This is a genomic window from Flavobacterium sp. XS2P24, assembly GCF_030010285.1.
Taxonomy (GTDB): domain Bacteria; phylum Bacteroidota; class Bacteroidia; order Flavobacteriales; family Flavobacteriaceae; genus Flavobacterium; species Flavobacterium algoritolerans.
In genome coordinates, this window is the sequence record NZ_JASCRU010000018.1 from 1 (window position 1) to 17,281 (window position 17,281).

The following is a 17,281-nucleotide window of genomic DNA, read 5'->3' on the forward strand; positions in this document are numbered from 1 at the left end:
TCTATTATAACAACGAAAGAATTAAATCAAATTTAAACAAAATGAGCCCGATAAAATATCGAGCTCATTATTATCAAAATTAATTATAAATTTGTCTAACTTTTTGGGTGCAGTCTATAATGGAGCTTTTTTTATTTAAAATTTCGAATCATTTATTCCACATCTACTGCTATTTCTAAAACTCCTTCAAATTCCGAAGCAATTATATCTTCTTTATTCAGCCAATACTCAGAGGTGGTAATGGTATAATTCAGATTATCCACAGTTGTTAAATCCCACAAAACATCCTCAGCTTCCGGAAAAGGAGCATTTTCATTCATTGCGTGATCAAACAATCGTTTGATCAGATTACTGTCAGACAATCCTTTGCTCAATAATTTAAGCACATTCTCTTTGGTCAACTGCATCTCATTTTCACTTTCTAATGATGCAATTGTTGCCGTTATAATTGTTGCTTTCGCATTAGGAAATTTACCGTTATAGGCTTTAAAAAGCAATTGATTGATATGAAATAAAGTCGAATGCAAACCGATCTCCGGATATTCTTCACACACTTTATCCAAAAACATATCATTAGAAATTTGGTGAATTTGCCCTTCGTTTAAATGTTCTGATAATTTATATTCTAATACGATTACGGCTGCCTCTTTGGGTTCAAAATCAGAAATCGCCATAAATAATAATTCTCTTAAACTGGAAGCATCCGCATCCGAAGCATCCGGATAATCGAATTTTTCAAGCAGTTTAATATAATCATCATTTGTCCAATAGGTTTCAATTTCGTCTACAGTATTTGCGCTATTTATTGTAATTTGATAGTTCATGTTTTCTTTGAATATTTATTTCTTACTTTGATTTGTTTCTTCAGAAACCAATCTTTTTTTACAATTTAGGGCTTTATTACTGTGAAACGAAATAAATAACATTTAAATAACACAATCAGCAACGGGATTTTGAAATAAATCAATTGCTTTATCAACTTCATTTTTTTTATTAAATCCGTACATTTGTTATCTTTAAACATCGAATTATTTTTTATTAAAAAATACAAATGAGCATCTTAACACACCATTTCAATACAAAGTATAATACTGCACCTTTTTCGAAAATTAAAAACGAAGATTTTCTTCCTGCTTTTCAAAAAGGAATCGAATTGGCAAAAGCCGAAATCGATGCTATTGTTAGAAATCCCATACAGCCTACTTTCGAAAACACCATTGAAGCATTAGCATTCAGCGGAGATGTTTTGGATAGAATTTCAAGTATCTTTTTCAACTTGAATTCAGCGGAGACGAATGATGAAATTCAAAAAATCGCTCAGGAAGTTTCTCCTTTATTATCTGAATTTGGAAATGATGTTCGTCTTAACCCTGATTTATTCGCCCGAGTAAAAACGGTTTATGAGCAACGAGAAAAACTGAATTTAAATCCAGAACAAACCACACTTTTGGATAAAAAATACAAAAGCTTCTCCAGAAACGGAGCGAATTTGCCAGAAGACAAAAAGAATCAATTGCGAGAAATAGACAAAGAATTATCGAAATTGAGTTTGCAGTTTGGCGAAAATGTTTTGGCCGAAACACAAGCGTATCAATTGCATATTACAAATGAATCTGATTTAGCCGGTTTACCGGAAGGAACTATCGAAGCCGCTCATTCTTTGGCTAAAAGCCAAGAAAAAGAAGGTTGGATTTTCACGCTGGATTATCCAAGTTATGTTCCGTTTGTAACCTATGCTGATAATCGTGAATTGCGCAAGAAAATGGCAATCGCTTTTGGTGCCAAAGGTTTTCAAAACAATGAATTTGACAATCAGGAAATTGTGCTTAAAATTGCAAAATTACGTTTTGACCGAGCTCAGGTTTTAGGTTATGCCACTCATGCTCATTTTGTACTTGAAGAACGAATGGCAGAAAGTCCGGAGAAAGTGAAAACATTTTCGAATGATTTATTGGAAAAAGCGAAACCGGCAGCTTTGAAAGAATTTGCACAATTGACAGCTTTCGCAAAAGAACTTCACGGAATCGAACAACTAGAGAAATGGGATGGCGCATATTATTCGGAGAAATTGAAGCAACAATTATTCAATTTAGATGATGAAATATTAAAGCCCTATTTTCAATTAGAGAAAGTTCTGGACGGTGCTTTTGCAGTAGCGCAAAAATTATACGGAATCACTTTCGAAGAAATTTTCGAAGTAGATAAATACCATGAGGAAGTAAAAACATACGAAGTAAAAGACGAGGATAACCAACTGGTTGCTGTTTTTTATGCTGATTTCTTTCCAAGAAAAGGCAAAAGAAACGGTGCTTGGATGACGTCTTTTAAATCGCAATACATCAAAAAGGAAATCAACGAAAGACCGCATATTTCAATTGTGTGCAATTTTACGAAACCTACCGAAACAAAACCATCATTATTAACTTTTAACGAAGTAACGACTTTGTTTCATGAATTTGGTCATGCATTGCACGGAATGTTGGCAAACACGACATACCCAAGTTTATCCGGAACAAGTGTATATTGGGATTTTGTAGAATTACCAAGCCAGATTTTAGAAAACTGGTGTTACGAACCGGAAGCTTTGGCTTTGTTTGCGTATCATTATCAAACTGGCGAAATGATTCCGATGGAATTAGTGCATAAAATTAAAGAAAGTGCCAGTTTCCAAGAAGGAATTGCAACGATGCGCCAATTGAGTTTTGGATTATTGGATATGGGATGGCATGCTCAAGACCCTTCCAATATCAAAGACATCAAAGCTTTTGAAACCGAACAGTTTGCAACCACACAATTGTATCCTGAAGTAAAAGAAAATGCGATGAGCACCTCTTTCTCCCATATTTTTCAAGGCGGCTATTCTTCAGGGTATTACAGTTATAAATGGGCTGAAGTTCTGGATGCTGATGCTTTTGAATATTTTCAGGAAAAAGGTATTTTCAATAAAGAAGTAGCTACAAAATTCAAAGAAAACGTACTTTCTAAAGGCGGAACAGAGCATCCTATGATTTTGTACAAACGTTTTAGAGGACAAGAACCAAAACCGGAAGCGCTATTAAGAAGAGCGGGATTGGTTTAGATTCTTGAACAATTAGATTTTTAGATCATTAGAAACCGGAGTGAAAGCTTCGGTTTTTTTAAAAAAAAATGTCAGTTAATTTTAAATTAAAATACTTTTTTATATTACTTTTGAATAATTAACTATTTGATTTTAAGTTGAATAAATCAAAATTACATTAAAACAATTAGCTTTTATCAGGAATTTAAATACAACTTCTTTTTCTGTTAATTCTAAAATTATCATTTAAGACAAACTAAAAATCTAAACATGATGACAACTATTAAGGTCTTAACAAAAATAAACGCCCCAATACAAACTGTTTTTGATTTATCCAGAAATGTTGATGCACATCAAAAATCTGCTGATTTTACAAAAGAAACTGCAATCGACGGAATCACTTCCGGCTTAATCAATTACAAAGAAACTGTCACTTGGCGAGGCAAACATTTTGGTATTTATTTGACTCATAAAAGCCGAATCACAGCAATGAGCTTTTACGACTATTTTGTCGATGAAATGGAGGAAGGAAAATTCAAATCATTCCGACATGAACATATATTTAATGAAAAAGACGGAGTTACTATAGTGAAGGATAAATTATATTACGAAGTCCCTTATGGTTTTTTTGGAGAATTATTTGATTTACTATTTTTGAAAAATCACATGATTAATTTTATTATCGAAAGAAATAAGACACTGAAAGCTTTATCAGAAAATGAGAAGCAATAACCACCAAACAATCGGCACGCTTTCTACCCAAAAGGAAGTGTAATATTTTGCCCTTTTTTCATTGGCAAAAAGAATAAAAAACGAAATGATCATCACTAAAATCAAGTTGATAATCAATTGGTTTTTGTCAAAATTACTTTTAAAAAATTCTAAAAAATAAAACGGAAGTAAAAGCAACAACCCTACTATTTTAGTGCGCTTCACTCCTATTTGCTGCGGCACGGTTTTTAAATGCGGATCGTCTTTTGCCAAATCAATAATTTCAAAAATAAGTACCAATACAAAAATCAAGATAAAGCGCTGTATGCATTTTAAATAGAAATCGGATGTAATTGAAACATGAGCATTCAAAACTGGCAAAGCCAATGTCACTCCAACCCAACACAATGCTACAATATAAATTTTAACACCAGCCCAATTTCTGGCATTTTTCTTATTTGGAAAAAAGGAAAGTGTGTACAATAATGTAACACTCAAGAAAACTAATGCGACTATTTGGGTTATCCTTTGCAGCTTAAAAAAATAATATCCGACTAAAAAAAGAGCAAAAAAGCTAAATAAAGCAATCGTTTTTAACTGCTTACGCATTTGCAATCTTTGAACTCTGGCCAGCGCATCATATTTTACAAAATTATATCCTACAATTGTTCCAAAAAAAGCAAAGTTAGCAACTGGCTCATCTACTGGAATGTGGAACATATGTTGCGTCATTCTAACCAAGGCATAACAAGACAAACCCACGTGGATGCTACTATTAATATAAAAATCGAATATTAGTTTCAAAAACCTCATTAGACAAAATTAATCAAAGTGTTAACAAGAATGGCTTTTAGTTGAAAAATTCACAGAAAATCAAGTTAAAAAAGTCTTTTAATAGCAGATTAATATTTATTTTTACAGCCTTTTAAAACAAGAAACACACAACCCATTTTATATATAATGAAAACAGACGCTTTTGCATTAAGACACATTGGCCCAAGAGAAAATGATCTAGAACATATGTTGAAGACAATTGGGGCAGCAACACTTGACCAAGTGATCCATGAAACTATCCCAAGTGATATTCGTTTAAAATCTGATTTGGACTTGGAACCTGCAATGACTGAATATGAGTTTGCAAATCACATTCAAAAATTAGGGAATAAAAATAAAGTTTTTCAATCGTACATTGGTTTAGGGTACAATGCCGCAATTATCCCAGCAGTAATCCAAAGAAATGTATTTGAAAACCCGGGATGGTATACCGCTTACACACCGTATCAAGCTGAAATCGCACAAGGTCGTTTAGAAGCGATTTTGAATTTTCAAACGATGGTTATCGAATTAACCGGAATGGAAATCGCTAATGCCTCTTTATTAGACGAAGGAACTGCTGCTGCTGAAGCAATGGCGTTACTTTTTGACGTTCGTTCACGCGATCAAAAGAAAAACAACATCAATAAATTCTTCGTTTCTGAGGAAATATTACCACAAACTTTATCAGTTTTACAAACACGCTCTACTCCAATCGGGGTTGAATTAGTAGTTGGAAACTATGAAACATTCGATTTTTCATCGGAATATTTTGGAGCAATCCTTCAATATCCAGGGAAATTTGGACAAGTTCATGATTATACCGCTTTTATCGCTAAAGCAGCTAAAAACGAAATAAAAGTAGCCGTTGCTGCAGATATTTTAAGTTTGGCAAAACTGACTCCTCCAGGAGAAATGGGTGCTGCAGTAGTTCTTGGAACTACACAACGTTTCGGAATTCCGTTAGGTTACGGTGGCCCACACGCTGCTTATTTTGCCACAAAAGAAGAATACAAAAGAAGTATGCCAGGAAGAATCATCGGTGTAACAGTTGATACGGATGGAAATCGTGCCTTGCGTATGGCATTACAAACACGTGAGCAACACATTAAACGTGATAAAGCAACTTCAAATATTTGTACAGCACAAGTTCTATTGTCAGTTATGGCAGGAATGTATGCTGTATATCATGGTCCAAAAGGATTGCAATATATTGCCAATAAAGTACATGCTTCGGCAGCAACATTGGCAAATGAATTAGAAAAATTAGGTTTACAACAAACCAATACTGCTTTCTTTGACACAATTGTTATCAAGGCTAATGCACAAAAAGTAAAAGCGATTGCTGAACAAAACGAAATCAACTTTTATTACATCGACGAAAATACGATTTCAATTTCTTTAAACGAAACTACAAGTATTGGTGATTTAAATAAAATTATTGCTGTTTTCGCTTCCGCAAAAGGTACTCAGGCAACTACAATTGACAGTTTATCAGAAACCAATCATTTCCCAGAAAACGTAAACAGAACATCAACGTTCTTACAACACGATGTTTTCAATAAACACCATTCAGAAACCGCTTTGATGCGTTACATCAAAATGCTGGAAAGAAAAGATTTAGCATTGAATCATTCAATGATTTCATTGGGATCTTGTACTATGAAACTAAATGCAGCTTCAGAAATGTTGCCTTTAAGCATGGCACAATGGAATAACATTCACCCGTTTGCTCCATTAGATCAAGCGCAAGGATACCAAGAAATGCTGGCTAAATTAGAACAACAATTAAATGTCATTACTGGTTTTTCCGGAACAACATTACAACCTAATTCAGGTGCGCAAGGGGAATATGCCGGGTTAATGGTTATTCGTGCGTACCACCAATCTAGAGGAGATCACCAAAGAAACATTGCTTTAATTCCATCATCGGCTCACGGAACAAATCCAGCTTCGGCAGCTATGGCAGGAATGAAAGTTGTGGTTACTAAAACATTGGAAAATGGAAATATTGATGTAGAAGATTTACGTGAAAAAGCAATTCTTCACAAAGACAATCTTTCTTGCTTGATGGTAACATATCCATCAACTCACGGTGTTTTTGAAAGCGCAATCAAAGAAATCACACAATTGATCCACGATAACGGTGGACAAGTATATATGGATGGTGCCAACATGAATGCTCAAGTTGGATTAACAAATCCTGCAACTATTGGAGCTGATGTTTGTCATTTAAACTTACACAAAACATTCGCTATTCCTCATGGAGGTGGTGGACCTGGTGTAGGACCAATATGTGTTGCACCACAACTTGTGCCATTTTTACCTACAAATCCAGTAATTCCAACAGGTGGAGAAAATGCTATTACAGCTATTTCTGCCGCACCTTGGGGTTCCGCATTGGTTTGTTTGATATCGTATGGTTATATCTGTATGCTTGGCGGTGAAGGTTTGAAACAATCTACTGAATATGCAATTTTAAATGCGAACTATATTAAAGAGAAATTAAACGGTCACTATGATACGTTGTATTCTGGAGAAATGGGTCGTGCGGCACACGAAATGATTTTGGAATGCCGTCCATTTAAAGAAAAAGGAATTGAAGTAACTGATATTGCTAAACGTTTGATGGATTATGGTTTTCATGCTCCAACCGTTTCGTTCCCAGTTGCCGGAACTTTAATGATTGAACCTACTGAAAGTGAAAACTTAGAAGAGTTAGATCGTTTTTGTGATGCTATGATTGCGATCAGAAAAGAAATTGAAGCCGCTACTTTAGATAATCCAAATAATGTATTAAAAAATGCGCCACATACTTTAATGATGGTTACTACTGATACTTGGAATTTCCCTTACACTCGTGAAGCTGCAGCATTTCCATTAGAATACATTGCCGAAAATAAATTCTGGCCTACCGTTCGTAGAGCAGATGAAGCATACGGTGATCGAAATTTAGTTTGTTCATGTGCGCCAATTGAAGCGTACATGGAAAACTAATTTTTGAATTAATTTTAAAAAAAACAAAAATGCCTCGATATATCGAGGCATTTTTATTACACTTGTATTAGCAAAACAATTCTTACAAGTATATTTTGAAAACAAAACTCTTATTATTTCTATTACTATCGTACTTTGGAACATGCCAAGCCCAAAATTATGGATTTAGTTATTCCCCTAACAGCATTGATTCGCTGGAAAATTACCTTACTAAAATAACTAATAATAAAATAAACGAGTTCGGCACTAATCAACGAAAGAAAGCGAAAGAAATACTTTTAGAGAGAAAAGTATCTTTTTTAAAAGATGTAGAGGACAGCACATTTATTTTTGACAAAACCATTAATGGATTTCTTCAAAAAATACTTACCGAAGTATACCATTCAAATCCCAAAATTGATTCGAAAAATTTTTATTTCCTGATTAACAAATCACTCATTCCTAATGCTGCCTGTTATGGGAACGGAATATTCTCAATTAATTTAGGCCTATTCTCACTTATTGAAAATAATGATGAAATGGCTTTTATTATCTGTCATGAATTAGCACATTATATTTTAAAACATAATGACAAAGCTCTCGAAGAGTATCTAGAAACATTCAACTCTAAGGACGTCAAACAACAACTAAATACCGCCTCCAATAAAAAATATGGTCGAAGGTCAGCTGTAACTTTATTATTAAAGGATTTGAAATTTAATTTCATGAAACGAAGCAGAAGTGCAGAGACCCAAGCTGACTCACTTGGTTTCACTATGTTTAATAATACAAAATACAACAAACAGGCTTCAATAAATATTCTAAAAAAACTGGATATGACTGACGGTATACTTTTTAATAATCTAACCGATTTAAAACAAAATTTCACATTTGAAGAATATCCATTTAAAGAAGTATGGATTGAAAAAGAAGACAAAATGTTTGACACTACTGAAAGTGTAAATGATTTAGAATTTGACAAAGATTCATTAAAAACACATCCTAACATTCCACTTCGTATAGAAAACCTAATTCACAATTATACTATCACAACCACAAATACAACTAAAAACGAAATAGAATTAGTCCAAAAAAAAACATCTGAAAATAGCATTAAAATCTTTTTTGACGACTCTAAATTAGACTTTGCCTTATACCAATTATTATCTCTTCATAAAAAAAATGAATTGAATAAAAAAGCCTTTAATAGTTATGTTGCTTACTTATTAAAAAAAGTATACGTTTTAAAAGAAAAACATGTCTTCGGAAAATATGTAGGTCCCATAAACTCTTTTTCCGAAGAAAAATACATCAATGAAATACGGTTATTTTTAAACAATCTTGAGCTAAAAGACCTAAGGAAAATTGGTTATTATTTTTGTCAAAAAAATGAATTGATATCCAAAGACGATACTGAATTTCAAGATGCTTATACTTTTTTCAAGAGTTTAAATAAAAATTAATACAAATCAAATACAAACCAATTATGAAAAGAATCAGTACTTTACTTTTAATCTCCTTTGTGGCAAATTTGACATTTGCACAAGAAAAAAAAATTAACGAAGTCAATACTTTTAAAGTAAAGAATTCAGGAGCTATCCTAAACAAAGAGAAAGATGTTGATGGTTATTATTTTTTCTATGAATTAGATAAACTAAAAAAAGGTGACCGTGAGTTTGCAATTCAAGTTTTAGATAAAAATCTAGTGGAAGTTGCTAAGAAAACATACATTGACAATAAAAATACTTTTTTGATGAAAAGTAGCTTTAACAATCAAGGAATAATGTTTGCAATGGCTAATTTTAAAGAAAAGAAAATAAGCCTACTAAGCTATGATAAAAAAGTAAACCAATTACCAACTATTGACATTCCTTTAGAAAGCAAAGAAATCCGTTATATCCAATACATGCAACAAACTGGTGATTTTAATATTATATTTCCTGTTGAAAATAAAGGATTCATTTTCAACAAATTTGAAGACAATAAGAAAATAGGATACTCTTTAAAATACTACCCAACTGATGGTGGAAAATCATGGGAATATAACTCTCCCGATGATTCAAAAGAAATGTTGGCAATAAATCCTATTGAAGTAAATGATAAAGTAATTGTTGCTCTAGAAACATCAAAACCAGGTCTTTTATCAAGAAAACTTACTTTAAAGACAAAAATTATTGATGTAAATACAGGTGTTTTATTATATGAAAAAGAATATAGCAAAAACAGTAAACCCAGATTAATTAATAATGCATTCCTTGACAAAGACAATAATGTTGTTTTAATGGGGGAATATTTTAAAGAAGGTGATAATATCATTGATGATAAAAGTTTAGGCCTGTTTACAGAAGTTGTCGATTTATCAGGAAAAACTTTAAAAGAAAATTTCACTAGTTGGAAAGAAGATGTTGCTAAAATTGCAAAAGTAAGTGGAAACTACATTGAAGACAAAGGATACATTTATTTCCATAATATTGCAAGAACAAAAAACAATGAGTATTATGCCATTGGAGAATTCTATAAAAGAACCGCAAGTGCTGGAGGTATAGCACTAACAACATTATCTATATTAGGCGGTGGTGGCGGTGGAGCAAGTGTCACACAACTTACAATTACAAATTCTGTAGTCTTTAAGTTCAACTCTGATTTTAAACTTACAGGAATTCAAGAATTTGAAAAAGGAAAATCAAGAGCTCCAAGTTTATCTGATTTTGGGAGCCCTCAATTAAACGCACACGCATTAAAAGCCTATGGAGCATTTGATTATGAATACACCCAACTAGACAAAACAAATGATCGCTTCTACGCTTGTTTCATAGATTATGAAAGATTAAAAGGAGAAAAAAATAAAAGCGCTTTTAAAACTATAATTTGTGATAATGGACAACTATCCGAAGATAAAATTTATTTAAAAAGCGATAATAACAATACTGATTTTCGAGTTTTACCAGCAAAAGTTGGAAATGTTTTATTACTGGAATATGATAAAAAATTAAAAGAAATAAATATACATTTAGAAAAAATAAACATTAAATAGTTCCCTTATGAGCCACTTGTTAGTGGCTCTTTTTTATTTTTGTATACTTAATCTAAGTATAATTTCTAATTAATGTTTTCATCAAAAAAAGTCATAGCTTAGAAACAATCTTATAATAGTATTTAAACACAAATAAAATATGAATTACAATTCCTCAAAATATCAATTTTATCAATTGCAACAATTAGGAAATAAATATCGCATCGTTTTTTGCAATTCGTAATAAAATAATCAATATTTTTGCCAATAAATTATTATTTCACAATTATATGCATGCATAGTAAATTTTGTGAGTATAGTAATTTATTTATTATTAAATTAGCCTGAATTTTTGGAAAAACAACCCGATGAAAATAAAAATAACTGGAATAGGAAGTTATATTCCTGAGAAAAAAGTAAGCAATACTGACTTTAGTGAACATGTTTTTTTGAATGAAGACGGAACAGCTTTTGGATACCCTAATGAAGTAGTCATTAATAAATTTAAAGGAATTACCGGTATTGAACACAGACGTTATGCCGAAGACCAATACACTTCTTCTGATTTAGCTTTTTTTGCTTCTCAAAAAGCAATAGAAAATGCAGGAATTGATCCGGAAACGATTGACTATATCATCTTTGCTCATAACTTTGGTGATGTAAAATCTGGAACAACTCAATCCGATATGATTCCGAGTTTAGCCACACGTGTTAAAAATAAATTACAAATAAAGAACCCAAAATGCGTTGCTTACGATATCCTTTTTGGGTGCCCAGGCTGGATTGAAGGCGTACTTCAAGCCAATGCATTTATAAAATCCGGCATGGCAAAACGCTGTTTGGTAATTGGTGCTGAAACCCTTTCCAGAGTAGTTGATGCGCATGACAGAGACTCCATGATTTATTCTGATGGCGCAGGTGCTTCTATCATTGAAGCTTCTGATGATGAAACAGGAATGTTGGCTTACGAAAGTGCTACTTACGCAAATGATGAAGCTAATTACTTGTTCTTTGGAAAATCATACAACCCAGATTTAGATCCAGATATTCGTTACATAAAAATGTATGGACGTAAAATCTACGAATTTGCATTAAGCCAAGTTCCTGCTGCAATGAAAAGTTGTTTGGACAAAAGCGGATTAGGCATTGATGACGTAAAAAAAATCCTTATCCATCAAGCCAATGAAAAAATGGATGAAGCTATAATTCAACGTTTTTACAAATTATACGACAGACCCGTTCCAAAAGATATCATGCCCATGAGCATTCATGAACTAGGAAATAGCAGTGTAGCCACCGTTCCTACTCTTTTCGACTTGTTAATTCGCGGAGAAATAGAAAACCAATCCATACAAAAAGGCGATGTTCTAATCTTTGCATCCGTAGGAGCAGGAATGAACATCAACGCATTTGTTTACAGATATTAAAATTGTGAGGAACACAACAATCAGGAGCTAATCCGGCTGTACACTACAATTCCTCACTACAAAACTTGTTTTTCTAAGGTGCAAGAAAGCTTCATTCTGTCGCTTTTTGCACCTTGAAAAACTACATTTTAAAGCTCCGGGATTTTCATTCCCATCCGGGCTAAAAAACAATGCCCAAAAACACATTTATTACTATATTTGTGCCTTCGTGCCCTCGCGGCAAAATCAAAAAAACATGTACGAAAAAACGTTTCCCAATAAAAGATTCAAACATACTTTAGAATTTCTAAAAAAACACGTCTCCACTTCAGAAACCATATTAGATTTAGGCGTAGAAAATCCTTTTTCTAAAATCATGAAATCCGAAGGATTTGCAGTTACAAATACAACAGGAGAAGACTTAGACAAAGACCAATCCGTATTTTCAACAGAAAAAAAAGATGTCGTAACCGCTTTCGAAATCTTTGAACATTTACTAAACCCTTACACGATTTTAAGCGAAATAAAATCAGATAAACTTTTTATATCTATCCCAATGCGCTTGTGGTTTTCACCAGCTTATCGAAGTAAAACCGATATGTGGGACAGACATTACCATGAATTTGAAGATTGGCAATTGGACTGGCTTTTGGAAAAAACAGGCTGGAAAATAATCGACCGTGAAAAATGGACAAATCCCGTAAAGAAATTTGGTCTTCGTCCCTTATTGAGAAAATTTACCAATAGATATTATATCGTTTACGCTGAAAGGGCTAAGATTTAAGATTGTTGCTTAACGAATGTCGATTTATGATTGTGATAATGGATGTAAAAATCTGAAATCAAGAATCGTTAATCTCCATTCAAAAATATTTTAAATGAACTATTATATTGTTATTCCGGCTCATAACGAAGAAGCTTTCATCGCTTTAACTTTAGATTCTTTGATTTCTCAAACTGTTTTACCAAAAAAAGTAGTGATTGTCAATGATAATTCTACTGATAAAACAGCTGAAATAGTAACCGCTTACGCCAAAGAAAATCCGTTTATCTCTTTAGTAAACAAAACTTCCAGCGCGATACATTTACCGGGAAGTAAAGTTATTCAGGCTTTTCATAAAGGATTCGAAATATTGGATGAAGAGTATGACGTTATCGTAAAACTGGATGCTGATTTAATTCTACCCAACAATTATTTCGAGACAATTTTAAATGTTTTCGAAAAAGATGTGACAATAGGAATGGCTGGCGGATTTGCCTACATTGAAAAAAATGGCGAATGGATTCTGGAAAATCTAACCGATAAAGATCATATTCGTGGTGCGTTTAAAGCCTATAGAAAAGCATGTTTCCAACAAATAGGAAATTTAAAACCAGCTATGGGTTGGGATACTGTTGATGAATTATTGTCAAAATTTTACGGTTGGAAAGTCGTTACCGATGCTTCCTTAATCGTGAAACATTTAAAACCAACTGGAGCTAATTACAATAAGACTGCCCGTTACAAACAAGGAGAAGCGTTTTATACTTTAGGCTACGGATTTTTAATCACTTCCATAGCTTCTGCAAAACTGGCGATGATGAAAAAGAAACCATTACTTTTTTTAGATTACATCAAAGGTTTTTGGAAAGCAAAAGCAGCTAAAACACCATTATTGGTAACCGCAGAACAAGCTAAATTTATTCGCAAGTATCGTTTGAAGAAAATGAAAGAAAAAATTTTCTAACGAAAACTACGAACGTATAACTTATAACTCATAACTATTTTTGTAATTTAGCCCATAATCACAAAACTATGATGCTCATTCGATATATAACGCAGATAGGAAGATACTTCTTAATGCTAAAAGAAATTTTCAATAAACAGACAAAATGGTCTGTGATGAGAAATCTAATTTTTAAGGAAATAGATGATTTAATTATTGGTTCCCTTGGTATTGTAGCATTCATTTCTTTCTTTGTTGGAGGTGTTGTTGCCATACAAACTGCATTGAACTTGACCAATCCATTAATTCCAAAATACCTTATTGGTTTTGCCACACGTCAATCTGTAATATTAGAATTTGCACCTACTTTTATCTCAGTGATTATGGCTGGAAAAATGGGTTCTTTTATCACATCAAGTATTGGAACCATGAGAGTAACAGAACAAATTGACGCTCTAGAAGTGATGGGAGTTAACTCCTTAAACTATTTGGTTTTTCCAAAAATAATAGCTTTACTACTTTATCCTTTCGTTATTGGAATCAGTATGTTTCTGGGTGTTTTAGGCGGCTGGATGGCTGGTGTTTATGGCGGATTTACTTCAAGTGATGAGTTTATAAATGGGGCTCAATTGGATTTTATTCCATTCCACATCGTTTATGCTTTCCTTAAAACATTGATTTTTGCCATGTTATTAGCAACTATCCCTTCTTTTCACGGGTATTATATGAAAGGTGGCGCACTCGAAGTAGGACGCGCAAGTACCGTATCCTTTGTTTGGACCTCAGTTACCATAATTACTTTTAATTACATATTAACTCAATTGTTACTTGGCTCATGATAGAAGTAAAAAACATAGAAAAATCATTTGGCGGTATCAAAATCCTTAAAGGCGTTTCCACAATTTTTGAAACAGGAAAAACGAATTTAATTATTGGACAAAGTGGCTCTGGTAAAACCGTCTTGCTTAAAAGTCTTCTAGGAATTCACACTCCTGAATCTGGAACAATTTCATTTGACGGGAGAATTTATTCTGAATTAAATCCAGATGAGAAACGTGATTTACGAACTGAAATAGGAATGGTATTTCAAGGAAGTGCCTTGTTTGATTCTATGACAGTTGCAGAGAACGTAGGTTTTCCGTTGAAAATGTTTACCAAAGACAATAATTCAAAAATTCAGGAGCGCGTAGACTTTGTATTAAAAAGAGTCAACTTAACTGACGCCCATAAAAAACTACCTTCGGAAATTTCAGGAGGAATGCAAAAACGGGTAGCGATTGCACGCGCGATTGTAAACAATCCAAAATACCTGTTTTGTGATGAACCAAACTCTGGTTTAGATCCAAATACGGCTATTTTGATTGATAATCTTATCAAAGAAATAACCGAAGAATACAATATCACAACGGTTATAAATACGCACGATATGAACTCCGTTATGGAAATTGGAGAGAAAATTTTATTCTTAAAAGATGGTTTAAAAGCTTGGGAAGGAACCAAAGAAGAAATTTTCAGAACCGATAACGAAGCTGTCGTTGCCTTTGTTTATTCTTCTAATTTATTCAAAAAAGTACGAGAAGCATATTTAAAAGAGTAAATCTAACTTGATTTCAACAATTCTACCTCAGCATTTGGATTGAATAAATAAGTCTTTCCGGAACTCATTTCTAAGCATTCAAAACGCTTGGTTCTTATGGCTATTTTCTTGAAAATCTTTCCGTTTTGGATTCGGAAAACACTTCCATAAGGAATTTCAAACACATAATTTTTATCATTTTGCTGATCAAATTGTTTCAGTGCCAAAGCCAAAGTAGCATCCGTATCACTGCTGGCTGTTGGGTTTTTGAAATGCCTCGCCAATAAAGGCAATAAATGATTCGGGAAAATTTCTGGTCGAATGTAAGGAATCATCAACCTTTGGAAAGAATATTTCCACTCGTTACCATGAGGTTTTATATTTCTACCAAATTTTTCGAAAGCCACCAAATGCGAGATTTCATGAATCAACGTAATCAAAAACTTGTATTTATTCAGATTTGAATTCACCGTGATTTCATGCTTTCCATTCAACCCTTTTCGATAATCACCATGACGCGTCTGACGCTCGTTTACAATCTTAAGATGCACTTGATTGGCAACAATAAGTTCGAAAACGGGTTTTACCGCATGCTCTGGAATGTATCTGGCTAAAGTTTCGCTCAAAGTAGTTATGAAATTAGTTACGGATTGGTAGAAGAAACTTGCAACACTTTGCCATTGAAATATTTATTTCCGGTCAAAGTGAAATCATAAATATAATTTGCCATTTCACCCGCTGTTATTGGAGCTTGATAGCCTGGAAAAGCTTCAGCCAGCATTTCTGTTTGCACAGAACCCAAAGCCAAAACATTGAAAGAAATTCCACGCTCTTTGTATTCTTCTGCTAGTAATTCTGATAGCGTAATAACAGCTCCTTTACTTGAACTATAGGCTGCCAATCCGGCAAACTTTAAACTTCCCTGAATTCCACCCATAGAACTTATAGTCACTACGTGGCTTCCTTTTTGTAAATAAGGCAGGCAAATTCTAGTCAAATTAGCAACTCCAAAAACATTGACTTTATAGATATTTTCAAAATCTTCCTGAGTTGTTTCTGAAAAAGGTTTTAGCAATAAACTTCCTGCGTTATGAATGACTGCGTCTATTTGTTTCCAAGATTTGGATAAAAAATTGCTTACTTTCACTAATTCAGACTCAGTAGCTAAATCAACCGAAAGACAGGTAATATTTTCGTTGCCTAATAAAGCTTGAGGAATTTTTCTGGAAATGGCTAATACTTGGTGTCCAGCATTAGCAAATTGCAATGCCAACTCAAATCCTATTCCCCTACTTGTTCCTGTGATGATAATATTTTTCATAGAGCAAAAATAAACAAAAACGACAAAAAACTAATGCTTTACGCAAAGGATTCTTGCTGTAATAAAAATTAAAGATTCCTATAATTTTACTTATTTTTGACAAACCAAATTAACATCAGAATTTTCATAAAATGACAGAAAACATACAATTCGAAACTGCAAAAATAAGTGATATTGATGGCGTATTGGCATTACAGGAATTGTATCTTGTAGCTAATCTATCCGAAGAAGAAAAAGCTTCCGGGTTTGTTACCACGCCATTTACCATTGTACAACTAACCGAAGTCATCAATGAAAACAACTTATTTATTGCCAAAGACAATAACAAAATCATTGCTTACATTTTTGCAGGAAGTTGGGATTTTTTCAAACAATGGCCCATTTTCAATTACATGAGTTCCTTGTTTACGGAGCTGACCTTTTTGGATTTTGAAATCACCACAAACAATAGTTTTCAATATGGCCCTATTTGCATTCACAAAGAATATCGCGGCAAAGGATTGATAACGCCGCTGTTTGAATTCATGAGAACGCACATGCTTCATAAATATCCATTGGCCTTAACTTTCATCAACAAAATCAACATTCCGTCTACGAAAGCGCATACTGAAAAACTAAAATGGACCATTATTGGAGATTTTCAATTCAACAATAACGAGTACTTTATTTTGGCGTATGATATGAGTCAGGCAGTTTCTTAA

General features: G+C 33.3%; 15 protein-coding genes. 11 read left to right on the plus strand and 4 right to left on the minus strand.

Features of this window, described 5'->3' with window-relative positions; translation table 11 throughout:
- Positions 1–152: 152 nt before the first annotated feature.
- Entirely contained in the window at positions 153–824 is a 672-nt protein-coding gene (locus QLS31_RS11560) for a hypothetical protein (protein WP_282743996.1), read from the minus strand.
- Between the two features lie 227 nt (positions 825–1,051).
- Here QLS31_RS11560 and QLS31_RS11565 point away from each other — a divergent pair, with 227 nt between their 5' ends.
- Together QLS31_RS11565 and QLS31_RS11570 are read left to right on the plus strand one after the other, a co-directional pair.
- Positions 1,052–3,079 carry a M3 family metallopeptidase gene (locus QLS31_RS11565; protein ID WP_282743997.1) on the plus strand — a complete coding sequence of 676 codons (2,028 nt, stop codon included), beginning with the start codon at positions 1,052–1,054 and terminating at the stop codon, positions 3,077–3,079.
- Positions 3,080–3,328: 249 nt separating this feature from the next.
- Positions 3,329–3,790: an SRPBCC family protein gene (locus QLS31_RS11570; protein WP_282743998.1), complete on the plus strand. Its 462-nt coding sequence runs from the start codon at positions 3,329–3,331 to the stop codon at positions 3,788–3,790.
- Here the strand turns inward: QLS31_RS11570 and QLS31_RS11575 are convergent.
- A complete protein-coding gene (locus QLS31_RS11575) occupies positions 3,770–4,582 on the minus strand; it encodes a hypothetical protein (RefSeq protein WP_282743999.1) in 813 nt (270 codons plus the stop codon). The genes QLS31_RS11570 and QLS31_RS11575 overlap by 21 nt on opposite strands.
- A 147-nt stretch (positions 4,583–4,729) precedes the next feature.
- On the opposite strand from QLS31_RS11575, the gene gcvP reads away from it, so the two are divergent.
- The 8 genes from gcvP to QLS31_RS11615 all read left to right on the plus strand — a co-directional run bounded on the left by gcvP (position 4,730) and on the right by QLS31_RS11615 (position 15,280).
- Complete coding sequence (gcvP, locus tag QLS31_RS11580) at positions 4,730–7,579, plus strand: aminomethyl-transferring glycine dehydrogenase (protein WP_282744000.1); 2,850 nt, start codon at positions 4,730–4,732, stop codon at positions 7,577–7,579.
- Between the two features lie 95 nt (positions 7,580–7,674).
- Positions 7,675–9,021, plus strand: coding sequence for a M48 family metallopeptidase (locus QLS31_RS11585; RefSeq protein ID WP_282744002.1), 1,347 nt, complete (start codon positions 7,675–7,677; stop codon positions 9,019–9,021).
- A 23-nt stretch (positions 9,022–9,044) separates the two neighbouring features.
- Positions 9,045–10,592 (plus strand): DUF6770 family protein, encoded by a 1,548-nt coding sequence (locus QLS31_RS11590; RefSeq protein WP_282729683.1) that lies wholly within the window; start codon positions 9,045–9,047, stop codon positions 10,590–10,592.
- Positions 10,593–10,939: 347 nt separating this feature from the next.
- Positions 10,940–11,998 carry a ketoacyl-ACP synthase III gene (locus QLS31_RS11595; RefSeq protein WP_099713468.1) on the plus strand — a complete coding sequence of 353 codons (1,059 nt, stop codon included), beginning with the start codon at positions 10,940–10,942 and terminating at the stop codon, positions 11,996–11,998.
- A 235-nt stretch (positions 11,999–12,233) separates the two neighbouring features.
- Positions 12,234–12,761, plus strand: a complete 528-nt coding sequence (locus QLS31_RS11600) for a methyltransferase (protein WP_099713469.1) — start codon at positions 12,234–12,236, stop codon at positions 12,759–12,761.
- Between the two features lie 94 nt (positions 12,762–12,855).
- The gene (locus QLS31_RS11605; RefSeq protein WP_282744004.1) at positions 12,856–13,704 is read left to right on the plus strand and encodes a glycosyltransferase family A protein; all 849 of its coding nucleotides are present in this window, start codon (positions 12,856–12,858) and stop codon (positions 13,702–13,704) included.
- A 68-nt stretch (positions 13,705–13,772) separates the two neighbouring features.
- Positions 13,773–14,522, plus strand: a complete 750-nt coding sequence (locus tag QLS31_RS11610; RefSeq protein ID WP_099713471.1) for an ABC transporter permease — start codon at positions 13,773–13,775, stop codon at positions 14,520–14,522.
- Positions 14,519–15,280, plus strand: a complete 762-nt coding sequence (locus tag QLS31_RS11615; protein ID WP_099713472.1) for an ATP-binding cassette domain-containing protein — start codon at positions 14,519–14,521, stop codon at positions 15,278–15,280. Before QLS31_RS11610 ends, QLS31_RS11615 begins: the two co-directional genes overlap by 4 nt.
- 2 nt (positions 15,281–15,282) lie before the next feature.
- Here QLS31_RS11615 and QLS31_RS11620 read toward each other — a convergent pair whose 3' ends face one another.
- Positions 15,283–15,885: a SprT-like domain-containing protein gene (locus QLS31_RS11620; protein WP_113636767.1), complete on the minus strand. Its 603-nt coding sequence runs from the start codon at positions 15,883–15,885 to the stop codon at positions 15,283–15,285.
- Positions 15,886–15,902: 17 nt separating this feature from the next.
- Entirely contained in the window at positions 15,903–16,580 is a 678-nt protein-coding gene (locus tag QLS31_RS11625; RefSeq protein WP_282744005.1) for an SDR family NAD(P)-dependent oxidoreductase, read from the minus strand.
- A 131-nt stretch (positions 16,581–16,711) separates the two neighbouring features.
- Between QLS31_RS11625 and QLS31_RS11630 the strand changes: the two genes are divergently transcribed.
- The gene (locus QLS31_RS11630) at positions 16,712–17,281 is read left to right on the plus strand and encodes a GNAT family acetyltransferase (protein ID WP_282744006.1); all 570 of its coding nucleotides are present in this window, start codon (positions 16,712–16,714) and stop codon (positions 17,279–17,281) included.

Coding starts and splice junctions, on each gene's coding strand:
- QLS31_RS11560 (WP_282743996.1), bottom strand. CDS start 824: ATGAACTATCAAATTACAATAAATAGCGCAAATACTGTAGACGAAATT.
- QLS31_RS11565 (WP_282743997.1), top strand. CDS start 1,052: ATGAGCATCTTAACACACCATTTCAATACAAAGTATAATACTGCACCT.
- QLS31_RS11570 (WP_282743998.1), top strand. CDS start 3,329: ATGATGACAACTATTAAGGTCTTAACAAAAATAAACGCCCCAATACAA.
- QLS31_RS11575 (WP_282743999.1), bottom strand. CDS start 4,582: ATGAGGTTTTTGAAACTAATATTCGATTTTTATATTAATAGTAGCATC.
- gcvP (WP_282744000.1), top strand. CDS start 4,730: ATGAAAACAGACGCTTTTGCATTAAGACACATTGGCCCAAGAGAAAAT.
- QLS31_RS11590 (WP_282729683.1), top strand. CDS start 9,045: ATGAAAAGAATCAGTACTTTACTTTTAATCTCCTTTGTGGCAAATTTG.
- QLS31_RS11595 (WP_099713468.1), top strand. CDS start 10,940: ATGAAAATAAAAATAACTGGAATAGGAAGTTATATTCCTGAGAAAAAA.
- QLS31_RS11600 (WP_099713469.1), top strand. CDS start 12,234: ATGTACGAAAAAACGTTTCCCAATAAAAGATTCAAACATACTTTAGAA.
- QLS31_RS11605 (WP_282744004.1), top strand. CDS start 12,856: ATGAACTATTATATTGTTATTCCGGCTCATAACGAAGAAGCTTTCATC.
- QLS31_RS11610 (WP_099713471.1), top strand. CDS start 13,773: ATGATGCTCATTCGATATATAACGCAGATAGGAAGATACTTCTTAATG.
- QLS31_RS11615 (WP_099713472.1), top strand. CDS start 14,519: ATGATAGAAGTAAAAAACATAGAAAAATCATTTGGCGGTATCAAAATC.
- QLS31_RS11625 (WP_282744005.1), bottom strand. CDS start 16,580: ATGAAAAATATTATCATCACAGGAACAAGTAGGGGAATAGGATTTGAG.
- QLS31_RS11630 (WP_282744006.1), top strand. CDS start 16,712: ATGACAGAAAACATACAATTCGAAACTGCAAAAATAAGTGATATTGAT.